This window comes from Novosphingobium sp. BL-S-21, assembly GCF_055521655.1.
Genome location: NZ_CM145495.1, coordinates 475,433 through 494,278 on the forward strand (window position 1 = coordinate 475,433; position 18,846 = coordinate 494,278).

14 protein-coding genes are annotated in these 18,846 nt (G+C 66.3%); 6 read left to right on the forward strand and 8 right to left on the reverse strand.

From position 1 onward, the window contains the following. Nucleotides 1–35 precede the first annotated feature (35 nt). The 3 genes from ACZ1J6_RS01830 to ACZ1J6_RS01840 are packed head-to-tail and all read right to left on the reverse strand — an operon-like array spanning nt 36 to nt 4,115. Nucleotides 36–2,120 (reverse strand): hydantoinase/oxoprolinase family protein, encoded by a 2,085-nt coding sequence (locus ACZ1J6_RS01830; RefSeq protein WP_134094237.1) that lies wholly within the window; start codon nt 2,118–2,120, stop codon nt 36–38. Between the two features lie 10 nt (nt 2,121–2,130). Next, complete coding sequence (locus tag ACZ1J6_RS01835; protein WP_134094238.1) at nt 2,131–3,945, reverse strand: hydantoinase B/oxoprolinase family protein; 1,815 nt, start codon at nt 3,943–3,945, stop codon at nt 2,131–2,133. Between the two features lie 29 nt (nt 3,946–3,974). Next, nucleotides 3,975–4,115 (reverse strand): hypothetical protein, encoded by a 141-nt coding sequence (locus ACZ1J6_RS01840; protein WP_165921434.1) that lies wholly within the window; start codon nt 4,113–4,115, stop codon nt 3,975–3,977. A 269-nt stretch (nt 4,116–4,384) separates the two neighbouring features. Between ACZ1J6_RS01840 and ACZ1J6_RS01845 the strand changes: the two genes are divergently transcribed. After that, a complete protein-coding gene (locus ACZ1J6_RS01845; RefSeq protein ID WP_134094239.1) occupies nt 4,385–4,702 on the forward strand; it encodes a Rieske (2Fe-2S) protein in 318 nt (105 codons plus the stop codon). Between the two features lie 36 nt (nt 4,703–4,738). Here ACZ1J6_RS01845 and ACZ1J6_RS01850 read toward each other — a convergent pair whose 3' ends face one another. Together ACZ1J6_RS01850 and ACZ1J6_RS01855 are read right to left on the reverse strand one after the other, a co-directional pair. Beyond that, on the reverse strand, nt 4,739–5,710 hold the full coding sequence (locus ACZ1J6_RS01850; protein ID WP_165921433.1) for an AraC family transcriptional regulator: 972 nt from the start codon (nt 5,708–5,710) through the stop codon (nt 4,739–4,741). Between the two features lie 105 nt (nt 5,711–5,815). Continuing rightward, nucleotides 5,816–8,269: a TonB-dependent receptor gene (locus ACZ1J6_RS01855; RefSeq protein ID WP_134094240.1), complete on the reverse strand. Its 2,454-nt coding sequence runs from the start codon at nt 8,267–8,269 to the stop codon at nt 5,816–5,818. 305 nt (nt 8,270–8,574) lie between these two features. Here ACZ1J6_RS01855 and ACZ1J6_RS01860 point away from each other — a divergent pair, with 305 nt between their 5' ends. Genes ACZ1J6_RS01860 through ACZ1J6_RS01875 form a run of 4 tightly spaced genes read left to right on the forward strand, consistent with a single transcriptional unit; the run spans nt 8,575 to nt 11,963 of the window. Beyond that, nucleotides 8,575–9,426, forward strand: coding sequence for an SDR family NAD(P)-dependent oxidoreductase (locus ACZ1J6_RS01860; protein ID WP_134094241.1), 852 nt, complete (start codon nt 8,575–8,577; stop codon nt 9,424–9,426). A gap of 16 nt (nt 9,427–9,442) precedes the next feature. After that, nucleotides 9,443–10,771: a cytochrome P450 gene (locus ACZ1J6_RS01865; protein WP_134094242.1), complete on the forward strand. Its 1,329-nt coding sequence runs from the start codon at nt 9,443–9,445 to the stop codon at nt 10,769–10,771. A gap of 11 nt (nt 10,772–10,782) precedes the next feature. Then, nucleotides 10,783–11,628, forward strand: a complete 846-nt coding sequence (locus ACZ1J6_RS01870) for an SDR family NAD(P)-dependent oxidoreductase (RefSeq protein WP_134094243.1) — start codon at nt 10,783–10,785, stop codon at nt 11,626–11,628. 5 nt (nt 11,629–11,633) lie between these two features. Then, nucleotides 11,634–11,963, forward strand: a complete 330-nt coding sequence (locus ACZ1J6_RS01875; RefSeq protein WP_208324844.1) for a 2Fe-2S iron-sulfur cluster-binding protein — start codon at nt 11,634–11,636, stop codon at nt 11,961–11,963. Between the two features lie 4 nt (nt 11,964–11,967). Here ACZ1J6_RS01875 and ACZ1J6_RS01880 read toward each other — a convergent pair whose 3' ends face one another. The 3 genes from ACZ1J6_RS01880 to ACZ1J6_RS01890 all read right to left on the reverse strand — a co-directional run bounded on the left by ACZ1J6_RS01880 (nt 11,968) and on the right by ACZ1J6_RS01890 (nt 18,198). Beyond that, entirely contained in the window at nt 11,968–15,429 is a 3,462-nt protein-coding gene (locus tag ACZ1J6_RS01880; RefSeq protein ID WP_134094245.1) for an indolepyruvate ferredoxin oxidoreductase family protein, read from the reverse strand. Nucleotides 15,430–15,493: 64 nt separating this feature from the next. After that, a complete protein-coding gene (locus ACZ1J6_RS01885) occupies nt 15,494–16,906 on the reverse strand; it encodes an aromatic ring-hydroxylating oxygenase subunit alpha (protein WP_134094246.1) in 1,413 nt (470 codons plus the stop codon). Next, on the reverse strand, nt 16,903–18,198 hold the full coding sequence (locus tag ACZ1J6_RS01890; RefSeq protein WP_134094247.1) for a metal-dependent hydrolase family protein: 1,296 nt from the start codon (nt 18,196–18,198) through the stop codon (nt 16,903–16,905). Before ACZ1J6_RS01890 ends, ACZ1J6_RS01885 begins: the two co-directional genes overlap by 4 nt. 174 nt (nt 18,199–18,372) lie before the next feature. Between ACZ1J6_RS01890 and ACZ1J6_RS01895 the strand changes: the two genes are divergently transcribed. Continuing rightward, on the forward strand, nt 18,373–18,846 hold the full coding sequence (locus tag ACZ1J6_RS01895) for a VOC family protein (RefSeq protein WP_134094248.1): 474 nt from the start codon (nt 18,373–18,375) through the stop codon (nt 18,844–18,846).

The window sequence follows — 18,846 nt, forward strand, 5'->3', positions numbered from 1 at the left end:
CCCGCGCGAAGGTCTGTCCCCAGCGCGGGATGGCGTCAGCCGCTTTCGCTCGTCTTGACCAGTTCGTAATCGCCCGCATCGTCGACCAGGCACTTCCAGCCGGCGTAGACGACGATGGTGGTGAAGGTTTCCTCGATGATCGCGGGGCCAAGGATCTCGTGCCCCGGCCCAAGCTCGGCACCCCGGTGGATCGGCGTTTCCTCGAAGCCCTGGCCCAGGTTGGCGCGGCGCATCAGGGCCGGCTGCGGGGCATGGGCGGCGACGCTGGTTCCCCTGCCTACCGCGGGAGAGGGCGTCTCCACCGAACTGGCGAGACGGACGCCGGTGATCTCGGGCAGTTCGTGCTCGCGAATGTGGCCGTATTCTTCCTGATGGCGCTGGTTGAACAGCGCGATGGCGCGGGCGGGCAGATCTTCATCGACGAAAGTCAGGTCGCCCAGCCGGTCTCCGGCGTGGATGTCGAAAGTCAGCGCGAAATTCTGCCCGGGATAGCGCATGTTCATCTGGTAGCGCGCGGTGATTCGTTCGGCGGCGAACTGCGCGGCTTCGAAATGGCGCTGCGCCCGATCGGAGAGTTCCCGCCACATCGCCCGCAGGCGGTCGTTGTCGGCGGCAAGCGCGGGCACGATATAGGATCGCTCCTCGTCTATGCTCGGATTGGCCACGAGCGTGCCGAGGGCGGAAAACGTCGGCGAGGCCTTGGGCACGAGCACGCGCGCGATGCCCAGATCTTCGGCCTGGATCGCCGCGAACACCGGGCCGTTGCCGCCATAGGCCAGCATGACCATTTCGGCGGGATCCATGCCCTTGCCCGCGGTGATCCGCCGCACGCCTTGCGACATCCTGGCATTGACCATGCGCCAGCAGTCGAAGGCGGCCTGCTCCGCGTCGTAGCCCAGTTCCCGCCCCAGCGCGGCAAAGGCTTCGTCCACGCCGGTGCGTGAGAGTGAGAAGCTGCCCCCGGCAAAACCCGCGTCGGTCGAGAGGATGCCCAGCATGACCAGGGCATCGGTAATCGTCGGTTCGCTGCCGCCGCGCCCGTAGCAGATCGGTCCCGGCTCGGACCCGGCCGAGGCAGGGCCGACCTGAAGCGCGCCGCCGCTGACGTGGCAGATCGAACCGCCGCCCGCGCCCAGGGTTTCCACTTTCACCATGGGCACGCCGATCAGGTAGCGGTGGTGCATGTTCCAGCCCGCCTCGGCCGGCGCGCCGCCATCCCGCACGACGGAGATGTCGTAGGAGGTTCCGCCCATGTCGACGCACAGGATATCGCGGTAACCCTTGGCGGATCCGACATGGGCCGAGCCGATCACGCCCCCCGCCGGCCCCGAGGCCAGCACGCGGATCGGCGCGCCTTCTATATAGTCGACGGTCATGACCCCGCCGCTCGCCTGCATGACCATGAGCTGCCGGGCATAGCCGGCGTCCCTGACGCGGTTCACCAGTTTTTCGAGATAGGAATAGACCCGCGGGGCGACATAGGCGTTGACGATCGTGGTGCTGGTCCGGTCGTATTCCGGTGCGCGGGGCAGCACTTCGTGGCTGGCGCAGACCTGCACGCCGGGCAGTTCCTCGGCCAGGATCGCCGCGATGCGCCTTTCGTGGGCGGGGTTCACGAAGGAAAACAGGAGCGAGATCGCCACCGATTCCACGCCTTGCTTCCGCAGCCGCGCGCAAGTCTCGCGCACGGCCGTTTCGTCGAGCGGCTTGTGCACCGTCCCGTCATGCAACATGCGTTCGGGCACCGTCAGGCGGCGGCGGCGCGGGGCGATCTGGATGGGCGGCTCCAGGCGGACGTCCCAGATGTCTTCCTTGAAACCCCGGCGGTACTCCACTTCGTCGCGGAACCCCTCGGTGGTGATGAGGCCGGTGACGGCGCCGTTCATCTCGATCAGGGTATTGTCCGCGACAGTGGTGCCGTGGACGATGGTATCGCAGGCGCCCAGAAAGTCCCCGAGCGCGAGGCCTTCCATGTCGGCCAGCTTCTGCAGCCCGGTCATGACGCCGAGCGAGCGGTCTTCCGGCGTGGAGAGGTTCTTGTGAAGGCGGACCTCCGTGCCCTTGAGCAGGGCGAAGTCGGTGAACGTTCCCCCGATGTCGATGCCGACGCGATAGCCCATCGTTTTCCCCTCAGGCGGCCGCAGCCATGGTCATGTTCCGGCGCAGCGCTGCCGTGGCATCGTGGTCCACTTCGAGGTCGTATTCCTCGATGCTTCCCTTGAGGATCACGCCGTAGCGGCTGCGCGCGGCCTCGATGCTGACGTATTCGTCCAGCACGTCCTCCTTGACCGCTTCGGGATCGCGCGCCAGCGGCGGGCCGAAACCCGCGCCGCCGCCATGCTGATAGGCGATCACCGCGCCTGCCGGGAGCATGGCCTGGGCGGTCTGCTCGATCCGGTATTCGTTCGGCGTGCCCACCTCGAACCGGTTGGAATAGGGAATGGCGTCCTCGCCGCCGCACATGCCGCGCAAGGGGTGGTCGGCCGAGACCATCCAGGCCATCGCCGTGACGGGTTGCAGCACCTGCTTGACGTTGAGGCTGCCCGGCGCGCCGCGCCACTGCCCGGCGCCGCCGGCGTCGGTCGTCATCTCGCGGCTGATGTTGAGGATGGGATAGCGCGTTTCGGCATCCTCGGCCTCGGACAGGATCAGGCTGCCCAGGCTGACCGGGCACGATCCCCAGCCGTCGATCCCCGGCACGGCGGATACGTCCATCGAGCGGCAATCGACGCCCTGGTCCATCCACATCGTGCCGGCTTCGTCGAAGCCGATCACGGCATTGGGCATGCCGATCTTGTAGAGCTGCGGGGCGGAGCGCTGCGGCGCGACGTTGCTGAGTGCGAGGCACACGGCTTCGGTGATCTCGCAGGCCGGATGGAAAGAGCCGAGCGCGGCAGGCTTGTTCGGCGGTGGCTGCGCTATCGAGCCTTCGGGGACGATCATCTCCACGGCATCGAAGAAGCCTTCGTTCTTGACGATGTCCGGCGCCATCGCCGCCACGACTTGCGTCATGATATAGCTGCGCGTGTTCGCGAAAGTGTTCCACACGCCCACCAGCTCGGGCCGCGCGTCGGTTCCGGTGAGGTCGATCGTCAGCCGGTCCCCCGCCACGCGGCAGGCGACCTGAACCCGGATGTCCTTGGTTCCCGCCGTGTCGTAGTCGATGAAGACGGTGGCCTCGTACGTGCCGTCTCGCCAACCGGACACTTCCTCGCGGCAACGCGCGGCGGTGTGAGCGATCGAGTGATTGATCGCCGCCTTCACCCGGTCCGAGCCATAGCGGGAGATCAGGCCCTGCAACCGCGCCGCCCCTTTCTGAACGCCGGTTATCATGGCGGCGAGATCGCCTGAGAACGAGGGAAAGCGGTTGTTGCGCTCCACCATGCGCAGCACGTCCTTGCGCGGCTCGCCGCGGTGCACGAGCTTCAGGCAGGGATAGGAGACGCCTTCGGTGAAGATGTCGGTGGCCTCCAGCGTGAAACCGCCGGGGTCCTTGCCGCCGGTGTCGCCCTGGTGGGCCTGAAGCGTCTGCACCACGATCAGCTCGCCCGCATCGTCGAAAACGGGCGCATAGATGCAGTAGTCGGGCAGATGGCCGCCGCCATGGTCGGGGTCGTTGGCGAGGAAGACATCGCCCGGTCCCCAGTCGAACGTCTCGAAGTTCATCAGGCCCCAGCGGACCATCATCGGATTGACGAAAGTCAGGTGCGGCGTGCCGATGGCGCCCATGGCAAGGCGGCCGTGGGCATCCACGATCGCGGCATTGCGCTCGTTCGATTGATTTATGATCGGCGAGGATGCCGCGCGGCCGAGATGGGTCGCGGCCTCGAAGCACACCGTCTCGAAGGCGCCCCGGATGATCTCGGCGGTGACGGCATCGATCCCGGCCCCCGTGGGCAGAGGAGCACGCCGGGCCGCGAGCTTGCGGTTGAGTTCAAAGGACACGGTGCCAGTTGCTCCTCATTGTTCGCTCGTCACTGTTCGGTCGGCCAGGTGCCGGCGGCGGATTGATGGGCCAGCGGCGAGGCGGGATCGCCGATTTCCACCAGCGAGCCGTCCTCCCGCTTGCCGTAGATGGAAAGCGCGAGGCCGAGATCGACTTCGCCGGCTACCACGGGGGGCTGCTTTGGCCTGGCGGCGCCGCGCTTCTCGCGACCGGATCCTGCGGATCTTGGGCTTCGCCGCATCCTGTCCCCCCTCCTGAGCATCGCGCGATCGCGCCGCCTCTGCATCCGGTCGCTACGGCCGCATTTCCGGCCCCGCAAGCAGTGCCGCAGCGGCTGCAACGTCCGGCAAGACAGAGTGCAACGTCAGCACAGCGGGCAAGGCCCGGCCCGTGCTAGCGCTGAGGCGACCCAGCCATGGCGAGCGAACCTGCGATCCTATGACCGAGCCCACATTCCTGCGCGCCCTGCACGAAAACGACCTGCCGCCGGGCGGGAAGAAAGCCGTCGACCTGGCAGGCAGGTCCATCCTGATCTGCCATGTCGGCGGCCGGTTCTTCGCGGTGTCCAACATCTGCTCCCACGCGGAGGAGCGGCTGGAGTGTGGCCGGATGGGCAATGGCTGGATCGCGTGTCCCATCCACGGCGCGCGCTTCGATCTGGCAAGCGGAAAGCCCAGAAACCCGCCGGCAAAACGCCCCATCGCTACTTATGCGGTTCGCCTTGTCGAAGGATGGATCGAGGTGGAAATGCCTTAGGCTCCATCCGGCGGAGGCTCGACTGGTCCGTTGCCGTTACGCCGGGATGGACGGATGGCCACGATACTCGCGCGGAGCGAGGCCGTAGCGTGACTTGAACATGCGGCTGAAATGCGCGCTGCTCTTGAACCCGGCCAGATAGGCGATCTCGCTGATGGCATAGTGCTGCATCTTCTCGTCGCCCAGCCAGTCGTGCGCGGTGGTCATGCGCTTGTCCCAGATCAGGTTGGAGAACGAAAGCGCGCTCTTCTTCAGCACATGGCACAAGTACCGGAGCGAAATGCCGCAGCTGTCCGCCACCATCCGGGCATTGAGATCGGGGTTGGCGAAGTTCTGGTTGATGTAGCGGGTGATGTCGCCGATCCGCTTGTCGCAGATTGTCTCGCGCGCGGGCGGGTTTCCTGAAAGCCGCGTGATCGTCTTGCTGATGCCGGTGAGCAGCGCCTGCACCAGTTGCTCCGCCATGTCCTGGTCGATCTGGTCGTCCTGTTCGAACACCAGTTCGAGTATGCGGTCGGTCAGGGCCAGTTCGCCGCTGGAGGCCGGGAAGGCCCGGCCCGCTTCGATGTTCTCGCTGAGGACCGCGTAGATCTTGTGGGAGGGGACGACGACGTGCATCACCTCCAGCTCGCTGTTCTCGGGCGGGACAAGCTCCATGTAGAACGGCCGCGTGGAGCGCGTGATCGCACATTCGCCGGCGTTCACGACGTGCCGGCCGCCGGCGTGGGAAATGGTCATCTGGCCCCGGCGCAGGAACCAGAAGATCACCAGGTTGGTCTTGTCGTTGCGGATATGGCCCCAGGAGCGCCGGAACGCGAGGCCCGAGCGCGAAACTTCCTTGCAGATCGTGTATTCGCCCGCGAGGCTCTTCTCGATCCGCACGTCGATATTGTGCGACGACAAGGGCACCAGATCGCCGTCGTAGTAGTCCGCCTTGTTCGTGCCTCGAAATTCGAACCGTCGGGATTCGTGGTTCGCCGTGGTCATGTCGAACGCGAGAACGGGCATCTGCTTATCCTTCTCCGAAATGCTCTTGCGGCATTGTGATCTACCATAGCTCATTCGTGGGCCCGGCGACAGTAGGCTGGTCGTGAAGCCCGGTCGTGGGCCCGGTCAGAATGCGTAGGACAGCTCCAGCCCGTAGGTACGCGGCTTGCCCACGACGGCGCCGTTGTGGCCCAGCGCGACGGCAAGCTGCATGCCGCCCACGAAATAGTCCTCTCCGAACAGGTTCTCGCCATAGAGCGCCGCGGAAAAGTCCGAACCCATGATCTTCTTCCAACTAAGGCGGCTGTTCACCAGGGCATAGCCGGGCAGCTTCGTGCGCGGCGAGACGCTGGCCGCGGCATTCGAGAAATACTGGCCGGTCTGCGCATAGACTTCGCCGCGCAGGCTGATCTCGCCGGCATCCTGCGCCACCGGCAGGATCACTTCCGCCCAGCCGGTGCCAGAGGCCTTGGGCGTGTCGCCAACCGGGCCGTAGAAGTAGGTGCTGCCGAACAGCTCCACCTGGTTGCGGGTGAAGTCCGCATCGGTCAGGGCCAGCTGGCCGCCGAGGCGCAGCCATTCCATGGGCATCACCGTACCCTCGGCCTCGATGCCGCGCACCCGCTCGGCCGGCACATTGGTGGTGAAGGCGATGGAGGCAAGGGGACCTGCAGGGCCGTCGGGATCCGGGAACTCCACGCGCTGGACGTGCTGGATCCACTGGTTGAACAGCGCCAGGCTCAGCGAGGCGGGCCGGCCGAAGGCGCGGCCGCCGTACTTGACGCCGGCCTCTATGTCCTGTGTCGTTTCGGAATCGAAGAAGTTGCTGCCGCCCAGCGTGACGATGCCAACCGGATCGAGCGTGCCGTTGTAGCCGCCGCTGCGGAAACTGCCGCGTGTCTTGAGATAGAGCAGCCAGTCGGCATCGGGCTTGTATTCCAGGCCGACCTCCCAGCTCGGATCCTGGTAGGTGCGCTTCTGCTGGGGCGGGCCGAAATTGTCCGATCCGGCAAGCTGCACCCCGTAGACCCGCTCGCGCGTGTAGCGCAGCCCGGCCGTCAGCCGGAAGCCCGGCGCACCGATGCGCCCGAGATCGTAAGTGCCCTGCGCGTAGAGCGCGTCGGTGTGGTTCTTGATGCGGAAATGGTTGACCGCATAAGTCGGGAAACCGGGATTGGGGGAGAGATCGAAATAGGTCTGCGGGTAGAGCGACCGGGTGTTCTGCCGCTGGAGATAGAGCCCGACGATGAATTCCAGCGCGCCGTCGGCGGCCTTGCCCTGTAGCTGCAGTTCCTCCGAATAGGAGCGCAGGTCCTCCACGTTTCCGAACTCGCCTGCGGGAGCATTGGCGGTCAGGATGGTGGCGAAGGGCGCGCCGAGCTGGGGTTGCTGCGAATCCGTGTAGGAATCCACCAGGCCGAAGATGTTGCGCAGCCGCAAGTCCCCGCCCAGCTCGATCTCCGTCGTGTTCGAGACGTTCCAGTTCTCGCCGAAATGATCGGCTCCGGCAGGGTGGTTGGTCTTGTAGAGGCCGAGACGTCTTTGCTCCTCGACATAGGCGATCAGGCCCGGAGCATAGGCGTTCGGATGCGCGGCAAGGTACCGTGCCCAGGCGCCCGGACCCAGCACGCCGTCCAGCGAAGGGCCGAACAGCAGGCCCGCGCTACACGACAGGGCAAAGCCGTTGTTCGTCTCTCCGCAGCCGTAGACGCTGTAGGTATAGGAGGCGCCGGTATTGTTCCCTCCGCTGCGCGCATATTGCACCACCGTCGTATTGACGAGGTCGGGCGTGGGCTTGAGCGTCAGGGAGATGCGGCCGCTTTCGCGATTGACCCTGCCGAGGTCCTCGCCTGTGTAGAGATCGCGGATATATCCGTCTGCATATGTCAGGTTGAAGGCGGCGCGCAGCAGCACCTTGTCCGCCACCAGCGGAATGTTGATCGCGCCTTCGACTTCGCGGCGGTCGTAATTGCCGTAGCGGCCGCGCAGATAGCCTTCGAACCTGTCGGTCGGCCGGGCCGAAGTGAACAGCACGGCGCCGCCCGTTGCGTTGCGGCCGAACAGCGTGCCTTGCGGCCCTTTCAGCACTTGCACCGATTGCAGGTCGAAGAAGGTGGCGGCGCCGCTCACCGGCATGGGCACTTCGTTCAGGTAGGTGACGACTGCCGAGGGCGAGCCGCTGAAGATGTCCGCGCTCTGCCCGCGCAGGGAGTAGGTCAGCGAATTGTTGCCCTGCGTCTGGCGGATCGTCAGGCCGGGTACCGTCCGCTGGAGATCGGCATCGGTTACCACCGCGCGCGAGACGAGATCCTCGGCTCCGATTGCCGTGATCGAGATCGGCACGTCGGCCAGGCTTTCTTCGCGCCGTCGCGCCGTGACGACGATGACGCCGCTTTCGTCGGGACCGATCGGGGCGGTGGCGGTCGACTGCTCCTCCTGCGCGAAGGCCGGCGCAGGCGTCAGCGCGGTGATTGCCATAGCCACGGCCATGGCCGTCGGCGAAGCGAGACCGGCCGTGCCTGTGCCGGAAACGTGCGAGCGGCTGCGATAGGTTTTCAGATGGTCCTCCCCGCTTGGCATTTTCCGCAAGTTGTCCTTGCCGGAACCTTCCCCAGTTCGGTTCGACTCTAAGTTGCCCCAGAGTGATCCGCTATGCCTGCATCAGCAACGGCAAGCGCCTGTGGGCGAGATACCGCCGCGCGATCGATGGGCCTTGCCGGAAACTGCCATGGCAATTGCTCAGGCCTGTCAGCGCTCTGCGAAGGCACGTTTTGCCTTGGCGATGTCTTCTTCCCTCGGGCTAAGTGGCGGCACCGGGGACGTGGCCCAAGCCCTTGCAGGCAGGCGCTGCGTCCGAAAACCGGAAGCACGGAGCAGGATGGCGGATGAGGGAGCAAGCGGGCTTGGGCAAGGGTTCGGGGCATCATCCGGCATCCGCGCCGGTCGTGTTGATCACCGGCGCCAGCGCCGGCATCGGCGAGGCGATTGCGCATCGTTTCGCGGCGGCGGGCTACCGGATCGTCGCCGTGGCGCGGCGGCAGGAAAAGCTGGATGCGCTGGCGCGCGGCCTGTCGCACCTGACGCAAGTGGAGGCCCTCTCGCTCGACGTGGCCGAGCCCGCTAGCGCCGCTCGTGCCGTCCGTTTCGCGCTCGACAGGTTCGGCCGGCTCGACTGCCTGGTCAACAACGCCGGTTCCGGCCGCTGGGCGCCGGTCCACCAGACCGACGACGCAGCGATGGACGAAGTGATCGACATCAGCCTCAAGGCCACGTTCCGTTTCTGCCGAGAGGCCGTGCCCGCCCTTGGGCGCGGCTCCTCGATCGTCACGGTGGGCTCGACCTTCGGCCTGATCGGCGGCTTGGACGGAGGCATCTACTGTGCCGTCAAGGCGGCGCTGGTGGGGCTGACGCAGACGCTGGCCGCCCAGTACGGACCGCAGGGCATCCGCTCGAACCTGGTGGCGCCCGGCGTCATCAAGACCGACATGACCCGCGACCACTGGGACCTGCAGGGATTCCGGCGCCTCAACCAGGAAATGACCCCGTTCGACCGCGAGGGCACGGTTCAGGACGTGGCGAATGCGGTGTTCTTCCTGGCCTCGCCGGAGGGCAGTTACATCAACGGGCAATCCATCGCCGTGGACGGCGGCTGGACGACCACCAAGTTCCTGGCAACCGAGGCGCTCGTCGCGGACCGCGTGCTTCCGCAGGCGGCCGGTGCCGCTGCAAGCCTCTGAAAAGCGGAGATACGACATGGCTGCTGCTGAAACTCAGGTCACCGGCCCCGCGCCCCGTGAGGCGGGACAATGCCCCGCGGCGCAGGGATCGGCGCTTCTCGGCAGTGCCTCGCTGACGGATCCGGCCATCTCGGCCCAGCCCACTGCCTATTACGATGCGATGCGGGCGCTCGATCCCGTCCATTACGACGAGAAGCTGCGGATGTACCTGGTCTCGCGCTATGAGGACATCCAGACCGTCCAGCGCGATCCGATCACTTATTCGGTCGAGCATGGCTACAAGGCGCAATATGCGGCCGGTTTCTTCGAGGAGTTCCAGCAGATCCTGGAACGCGACGGGCAGGGCTATTTCCCCGACGCCATCATGTCCGACCCGCCTTACCACACGCGCATCCGCAAGCTGATGGACAATGCCTTTTCGGCCCACCGCGTCCGGCAGCTGGAACCCCTGATCGAGACCATCGTGCGCGAGACGATCGAGGGCTTCATCGATCGGGGAGAGTGCGACGGTGTGAAGGACTTCGCAGTGCCGGTCACCATCCGCGTCATCTGCGAGCAGTTGGGCATCGACGTCTACGACGCGGACAAGATCCAGCGCTGGTCCATCGCCGTGACTCAGCAGATCGGCCGCATGCAGAACCGCGAGCAGATGATCGCCAATGCCAGGGACATCTGCGACCTCCAGAACTTCCTGATCGCCCATATGCGCGACCGTGAGGCGAACCCGGGCGAGGACATGATCTCCGATCTCGTCCACGCCCGGGCGGAAGGGGAGGACAACCCCACCCTTGCTTTCGGGGAAGCCGTCTCGCTGGTGCGCGCGTTGATGATCGCGGGCAACGAAACGACGGCGACGGCGATGTCGAACATGCTCTACATCCTGGCCACGCAGCCGCAGGTCGCGGAACTGCTGAAGGAATCGGCCGACGATGACCGGTTGCTCTCGCGCTTCGTCGAGGAGCTTCTGCGGATCGAGCCGCCCGTGCGCGGCCTTTCGCGCATGACCACGCGGCCGGTGGAGCTGGGCGGCAGGAGCCTGCCCGAAGGCGCGCATCTGCTGCTCATGTATGCCTCGGCCAATGACCAGCAGGACGTGTTCCCCTGTCCGCGCACGTTCGACATGGAGCGTTCCAACCTGGGCCGTCACGTTTCGTTCGGAGGCGGTCCCCACCGCTGCATCGGGCTGTCGCTGGCGCGCATGGAGATCCGGGTGGCGGCGCGCGAGGTGATCCGGCGCATGGAGGATTTCAGGCTGACCGTTCCGGCGGGGGACCTGAAGTACCTGCCCACGGTCGCCACGCATTCGATCGAGTGCCTGCCGATCGCCTTCTCCAAGCGGGCATGAGGGAGCGGCACTTGGGTCAGGAGCTGGCAGGAAAAGTCGCCGTGATCACCGGCGCGGCGCGGGGCATCGGCCGCGCGACCGCCGCGCTGTTCGTGGCCGAAGGCGCAAGGGTGGTGATCGGCGATATCGACGAGGAGGCCGGACAGGCCGCCGCCCTAGCTCTGGGGGAGGCCGCGATCTTCCGAAAGGCGGATGTCGGCCGGACTGAGGACATCGACGCGCTGGTGGCGGCGGCCGTCGACCGCTTCGGCGCCCTGGACGTGATGTTCAACAATGCCGGCGTCTCGTGCAGGCCGAGCGCCGATTTCCTCGACGACGATCTTGCGGATTTCGAACAGGTGATGCGCGTCAACGTGCTGGGGGTGATCCTGGGGACGCAGCGCGCCGCGCGGCACATGGCCAGGAACGGCGGCGGATCTATCATCAACAACACGTCCATCGCCGGGCTCATTCCGGGTCTGGCCATGCTCGCCTATCGCACCTCGAAAGTGGCCGCGATCCATGCCAGCAAGTCCATGGCGATCGATCTGGCGCAATATGGCATCCGGGTGAACTGCCTGGCCCCCGGTCATATTCCCACCGATCTCAATGCCTTCGCGCCCCCGGGCGCATCGCCAGAGGCGGCCGCGCGTATCCAGGTGGCCATGAAGCCGGTGTGGGATGCGAACAAGCCGCTGAAGCGCCAGGGTACGCCCGAAGACGTGGCGCAGGCGGTCCTGTTCCTCGCGGGCGGCCGATCGGCCCAGATCACCGGCACCGTGCTCGCCGTGGATGGCGGCATATCCGCAGGCGACCCGGTCAATCATTTCAGGGAGCTGATGGCAGCGCGTGCCGCGGCTCTGGGCGAAGGGGCGTGATGGCGATGGGCGTGACAGTGACATTCGTGGAGGAAGGCGGCGCGGAGCGGAAGTTCGAGGGCGTGGAGCCGTCCCAGTCCCTGATGGAAGTGGGCCGCACGCACGGCGTGAGCGGCATTCTGGCCGACTGCGGGGGCGCCTGCGCCTGCGCGACCTGTCATGTCTATGTCGACGATGCCTGGATGGAGAAAGTCGGCGGTGCCGATGCGATCGAGGCGGAAATGCTCGACCTCGTTTCGGAATTCCAGAAGCCGAACAGCCGGCTCTCCTGCCAGATCCGCTTGCGGGAAGAGCTGGACGGGCTGCGCGTCGAAGTGGCGCCTAACGGCTATTGAGCGGTCAGGCCGCCGCCTGTCTCGGCGCCGCGCCGGTGGCGATGGCATCGAACCGTTCCAGCAAGGGGCCGAGCTGTTCGCGATAGGCAGCGACACCGGCCATCTTCACCGGCCCGAACCCGCAGACGAGTGCTGCCGATGTGGCGATTTCGGTCGCGGCAGTGAGCCCGTCCTCGGTCATGCGATCGGCCAGCGAGCTAATCAGCGCGCGATATTCGCCGATCAGCGCCCGCTCCATGCGGCGCTCCGCAGTCATGCCGAAAGGGTCGAGCCGGGTGCCGCGCAGGCTTTTCATGCGGGCGAGCAGCGCGAAGAGGGGGAAGATCCAGCGCCCCATCGCGATCTTGCGCGGCCTTCCTGTTTTCGCATCCTTGCGAAAGGCGAGGAGGGGCGGGGCCAGGTTGACCTCTAGCCGGTAGTCGCCGTCGAACTGCGCGGCGAGGCCGGCCCGGAACGCCGGCGCGGTGTAGAGCCGTGCCACTTCGTACTCGTCCTTGTACGACATCAGGCGGGCAAGCTGCTCTCCCGCGGCCATGAGAAACGGCTGCGGATCGGCGATCCCGCGCGCCGCCAGCCGCCCGGCGATGTCATGCAGGAACGCGCGATAGTCTGCCGCCAGGGCCTCGTCCTGATAGGCGGCGAGGTGGCGGCTGCGGCTTTCCGTCAGGGTCTCCAGATCGGCGGGCATGGGCGAAACCGGATCGAGCCTGGCGACGGGTTCCAGTTCCTCGGGGAACGCCGCAGCGATCCGGCCCAGCGCCAGCGCGCGCAAGTTGGCCTCCACGGCGGTGCCGTTCAGCCGCACCGCCTCGGCAATGGCGCTCACGCTCACCGGCAGAAGCCCTTTCTGCGCGGCGAAGCCGACCATCAGCAGGTTGGTGAAGATCGTGTCGCCCATCAACCGGGCCGCAAGGGCGAGCGCGCGTACCGATGCGACGTTTCCCTCCCCGACCTGTGCGGCGATGGCAGGCAAGAAGGTGGCGGCGCGCAAGTCCATGTCCCTGCGGGTCTGGAATTCGCCGGTCGGCACGACATCCACATTCGCAACCACCCGACTGTCCGGTCGCAAGGTTCTGACGACATCGGGGGCAGAGGCGACCACGAGGTCGCAGGCGAGCAGCAGGTCGGCCTGGCCGGTGCCCAGTCGGGCGCTCGGAATGCGCGCAGGATCCGCGGCGAAGCGGATGTGGCTCATCACCCCGCCGCCTTTTTGCGCCATGCCCGTCATGTCGAGCACTTTGGCCGCCTTGCCCTCGATATGCGCGGCCATGCCCAGCACAGCGCCCACCGTCAGCACGCCGGTGCCGCCGATCCCCGTCACCAGCATGGCATAGCTATCCAAGACAGCGGCGAGCGCCGGTTCGGGCAGGCTTGCGATCAGCGGTTCCAGTGCGCCCATATCGGCGCCGCGCCGCGCGACCCGGGCGCCGCGCACGGAAACGAACGAGGGGCAGAAGCCTTTGACGCAGCTGTAGTCCTTGTTGCACCCGGACTGATCGATGGCGCGCTTGCGCCCGAAGGCGGTTTCAAGCGGGGTGATGCTGACGCAGTTGGACTGGCGCGAACAATCGCCGCAGCCTTCGCAGACGGCGGGGTTGATGTAGAGCCGCATGTCCGGATCGGGCGCATCGCCCCGCTTGCGGCGGCGGCGTTTCTCGTTGGCGCAGGTCTGTTCGTAGAGGATGGCGGAGACGCCGGGCACCGTGCGCAGGTCGCGCTGGACCGTGTCCAGCCGGTCGCGATCGAGCACGCGGACTTGCGCCGGGAGCTTGCCGCGCCAGTGCTCGGGCCGGTCCGAGACCAGGACCACCGGATCGACGCCTTCCGCGATCAATTCGGCGGCGATCTGCTCCGGCTGGATATTGCCTTCCAGCGGCTGGCCCCCGGTCATCGCCACGGCATCGTTGTAGAGGATCTTGAACGTCACGTTCGCCGAGGCGGACAGCGCTGCCCGGATCGCCAATATGCCCGAGTGCGTATAAGTGCCGTCGCCCATGTTCGAGAAGACATGCCCGGTCTCGGTGAAATGCTGGGCGCCCAGCCAGGGCAGTCCCTCGGCGCCCATGCCGACCACATTCATCGTGCGGCGCTCGGGCATAAAGGCGGCCAGGCCGTGACAGCCCGTTGCGCCCATCGCCAGGCTGCCCTCGGGCACATGGGTGCTGGTGTTATGGGGACAGCCCGAACAGAAGTAGGCCGGGCGAACCGCTCGGGCTGGCTCCGCCGCTGCCGCTTCCAGCGTGGCAAGCCGCTCGGCGGCGTCGCGGGCGGCCCCATCGAGAACGCCGAGCCCCGCCAGCCGCGAAACGAGGACGCGTCGCACCAGTCCCGCATCCAGGACATTGTCGAGCGGCAGCAGCGCGCGGCCATGCTCGTCCCGCTTGCCGAGAAGGAGGGGACGCGGGCCGGGCATGGCGAAGAGGGCGGCGGCCAGCTGCTCCTCAATCACCGGGCGCTTCTCTTCCACCACCAGGATCTCGCGCGCCCCGGCGCAGGCGCTGCGCAGGAACGCCTCGTCCATCGGCCAGGTCATGCCCAGCTTGACCAGCGCGATGCCGAGGGCCTGGCATCGGGCTGCGTCGAGGCCAAGCGCCAGCAAGGCTTCGCAGACGTCGAGATAGGGCTTGCCCGCGGTCAAAATCACCAGGTTGCGCCGCTCGGGCGCGATGAGCACCCGGTTGAGGCCGTTTGCGCGCGCAAACTGGACGGCCGCAGGCAGGCGCTCGTTCACCACCAGCGATTCCTGCGTCAGCGGCGGCAGGCTGCGGCGGATGTTGAGATCCACCCCTGCCGGACGGTCGGGACGCACGATCCGCAGATCGGGCAGGATGACCGAGGAGGTCAGGTCCAGCGTATCGGTGACGGCCTTGAGGCTGACGTAGAGGCCGCTGAACCGCGACATCTCCCAGCCGAGCAGGCCATAGGCGATGATCTCGTCGGTGGTGGAAGGGGCCAGGATCGGCAGGAATCCGGCGATCAGCGTGTGTTCGGACTGGTGTGCGGAAGCCGAGGACTTGGCCGCATGATCGTCCCCCGCAACCACCAGCACGCCGCCGTTTGCGTGGGTGCCTTCGAAGTTTGCCAGTTTCAGCGCTTCGCAGGCGCGGTCGACGCCAAGGCCCTTGGCGTACCAGAGGGCGAACACGCCATCGAAGCGCGGCTTGCCGAACCAGTCCACTTGCTGGGTTCCGCGCAGGCTGGTGGCGGCCAGTTCCTCGTTCAGGCCGGGCTCGAAGTGGATCCGGTGCGCGTCGAGCAAGGCCTTGGCCGACCACAATTGCGCGTCGAGCGTCGTGATCGGCGATCCGCGATAGCCGGTGACATAGCCTGCCGTGTCGCGCCCGGCCGCCCGGTCCCGCCGCGCCATGTCGAGCGGCAGGCGCACGAGCGCCTGCATCGATGTCAGGAACACTTGCCCCGAGGTCTGCTCGAACCGGTCCTGCAAGGCGGCGACGGACTTGGTCACACAGATTCCTTCGGGCAAGGCCCCGGTGTCTCGGTTCCCCTGGGCTGCTGCGCGCTTTCCTGCATTACCATTGGGGCCTGAACGGCTCCATCGCCATGTACCTGTCCACGGCGGCCTCGAAGTGACGGATGCGGATTTCCTGATAGTTGGCAAGCGTTATGCCGGGCTTGGCGCTGGCTTCCAGGCCCTCCTGCTGGGCATGGAGATTGTCGGTATCCTGGTCGAGGATGCGGCCGAAGCCGGGGTCCATCCCTTCGGCTTCGGCGAAGGACTGGTCGTCGTCCAGGATCTGCACTTCCGCGGTTTCCGGGCGGTGTCCGCCGCGGGGGATCGGCCGCATGAACATGACCTCGTAGATGCAGCGGCGATGGTCGCGGGCGTCGGGCCGGAAGCGGTAGAGCATGGGCAGGGAAATGCCGGGGAAGACGTAGAGGTTGGGGAACATCGTATAGGAATAAGTGTCGAGCAGCTCGGTGTCGGAAACCTGGCTGAGGTCGGCATCGGCGGCCTTTTCGAACATGGCGCGGAACATGTCCGCCATGACCTGCCGCGCGCGCTCGCCCGGGGCCAGCTGCGGCTTGCTGCCGCCCAGCGCGGAGCTGTCTCCCAGCGTGAAATTGTCGATGATGTCCTGTTCGCTGTACTTGCCGGCCAGGTTCGGGCTGACCACGCCGAGCGTGGAGATGAACCGGTTCACATGCTGCCCATAGACGTCGTACTGCGAATTCACGTCGCCGTTGGCCGGGGCGACCTGGGGATGGGTGTCGAGCACATGGTAAGCCTCCTGGAAGGCTTCCACCGTCAGCTTCCAGTTCGCCGGATAGCTCTTCTGGACGTGGAGATAGATGTACCGGTCTTCCAGCTTCCAGGCCTCGAAATGCTTCATGATTTCTGGGCCGAAATATGTCGCCAGCGTCGGCGCGTCGGGGTCCATGTTGATGAACACGAAGCCTCCCAGGCGCTCCACCCGGGCATCGGGCAGGCGCATCCGCTCCGGGTCGACATGGGCGAAGTCCCACTGGCAGGGGATGTGCCGGTTGGTGCCGTCGAGGTTCCAGCTCCAGCCGTGGAACGGGCACTTGATCTGGTTGCCGCTGCCCAGGGTGTTCGACGGTTTCAGCTTGGTGCCGCGATGAAGGCAGGCGTTGAAATGCGCCTTGATCTCGTTCTCGGCCACGCGGGTGACGATGAAGCTGTAGGGTCCGATGTCGTAGACGTAATAGTCGCCCACTTCGGGAATGTGCTCCTCGCGGCAGGCCATCTGCCAGGTGCGGGTCCAGAGCTTGTCGAATTCCTGTTTCTGGAACGCGGGATCGACGTAGCGATCCTTCGATATGTCCTGGCTGCCCAGGTATTCGTAGGATTGCGAGGTCGCCCAGTCCGGGGCGGGAACCCGGTCGCGGGCGATGATGTCCTGCGTGCTTTCCGCAGGGCAGCGCGCTTCGCCAAGCGCGAGAGTGTCTGGCTCAGGCTTCATCCCACTTTCTCCACCTTGCGGCCGGCGGGCGATGCTTTCGCGCGGGCGCCGCTGTCGTTCTTGTGCATCTGGCCGTCCTTCATGATCAGGACGAGCCTGGCGGTTTCCGTCAGCACGGAGACGTCCGCCAATGGATCGCCGTCGACCAGGATCAGGTCGGCCAGCGCCCCTTCGGTCAGGGTGCCGAGATCGCCTTGTGCCCTCATCGCCAGCCCGCCGTTGCGGGTGGCGCAGACCAGCGCAGCGGCGGGGCTATAGCCGTAGTATTCGACGAAGAACTGCAGGTCCCGCGCCTGTTCGCCCTGCTTGCTCCAGCCGAAGCCGTAATCGCCGCCGATCAGGTGGCGCACGCCGCGCTTGCGCAGTTCCGTGTGCGTGCGGATGGAGTTTTCCATCAGCTCGGGAATGTTCATATATCCGCCGACTTCGGGCGTGAGGCCGAATGCGGAGGCTTCGCCCTTGAGGATCTGGTGGAACAGCCCGACCGTGGGCACCACGAACATCCGGTCGCGGGCCTCCTCCATCATGTCCAGCAGTTCCTCGTCGGCATATTCGCAGTGGAACAGGGCATCGACCCCGGCGCGCAGGCAGGCCTTGGAGCCGGCGATCGAGCGCGTGTGGGCGTTGATCTTGCGGCCGTAGGCATGCGCCGTCTCCACCGCGACGCGGATCTCCTCGAACGTCATCGGCGTGGTGTGGGCGGGCGTGGAGGGATAGAAGGGATCGCCGGAGACATCGAGCTTCACATTGTCCACGCCCTCGCGGCAATGGAGGCGCACGGCGCGGCGCATTTCCTCTACACCGTCGACGATCGTGGCAGGGCCGATGCGGGGATCGTGTTCCTTGCCCTCGTCGCCCATTGCCCCGGTGACGCTGATCTCCAGTCCGCCCGCGCGGATGCGGGGGCCGGGAAGCCGCCCGGCCTCGACCTCGTCACGCACCGCCACGGCAAGCCGCAGCTTCGCTTCCGAAGCGCCATAGGCGCTGGTGAAACCCGCATCGATCAGGGCCTTGGCGCCGCGTGCGGCAGTGAAGACCTGCCGCTCCGGCGAGGGGGTGATGAGATCCTCCGTGCGCGTCACGTTCTCGAAGGAAAGATGCGTATGGCCCTCGGTCATGCCAGGCATGAGGAACAGGGCGGAAGCATCGACGATTTCCGCTCCCGGCGGGCACGGTCCGCCGCCGCGCAGGACGGCGCGGATACGGTTGCCTTCTATCAGCACGTCTCCGGTGAACGGATCGGCGCCGGTGCCATCCCAGATGCTGGCGCCCTGAATCACTGTGCTGCCCATTGGATGACCTTTCTCCATCGGCTTACCGGATCATCCTTTACCGGCTGGCGCCTCGCTGCCCGATGACGGGACATGCACCGCGACTTGTCTGCCCGCGCCAGCACGCGGCGACACGGTTGTTCCGGGGCGGGGGCTGGGGCAATCGACGGGACGCAGGACCCGCAAGAGGCAGCCATGATCCGAGGAATTCACCACGTTTCCGTCCACGTCCGCGATCTCGAACGGATGATCGCGTTCTACCGCGATGCCTTCGGTTTCGAACTCGTGGGCGAGCCCTTCGCCTGGAAGGAAGAGCCGGTGCTGGACGCTCTGATCGACGTGCCTGGCTCTGCGGCGCGAGGGGCCATGCTGCGGACGGGGAACTGCTATGTCGAGCTGTTCGAGTTCCAGGCGCCGCCGGGTCGCACCGAGCCGCTTTCCCCGCAGGACAGGGGCTATACGCATTTCTGCATCGACGTGACGCATGACATCGAAGGCGAATACGTTCGCCTGAAAGCGCTGGGCATGACGTTCGGCGCGCCCGCCCCGATCGACATGGGGCATGTCAAATCGGTCTATGGCCGCGACCCCGAGGGCAATGTGATCGAACTGCAGCAGACCGCCGCCCATTGCGACTTCCGCCTCGACCGTCTGCCGCCGACGGCCTGA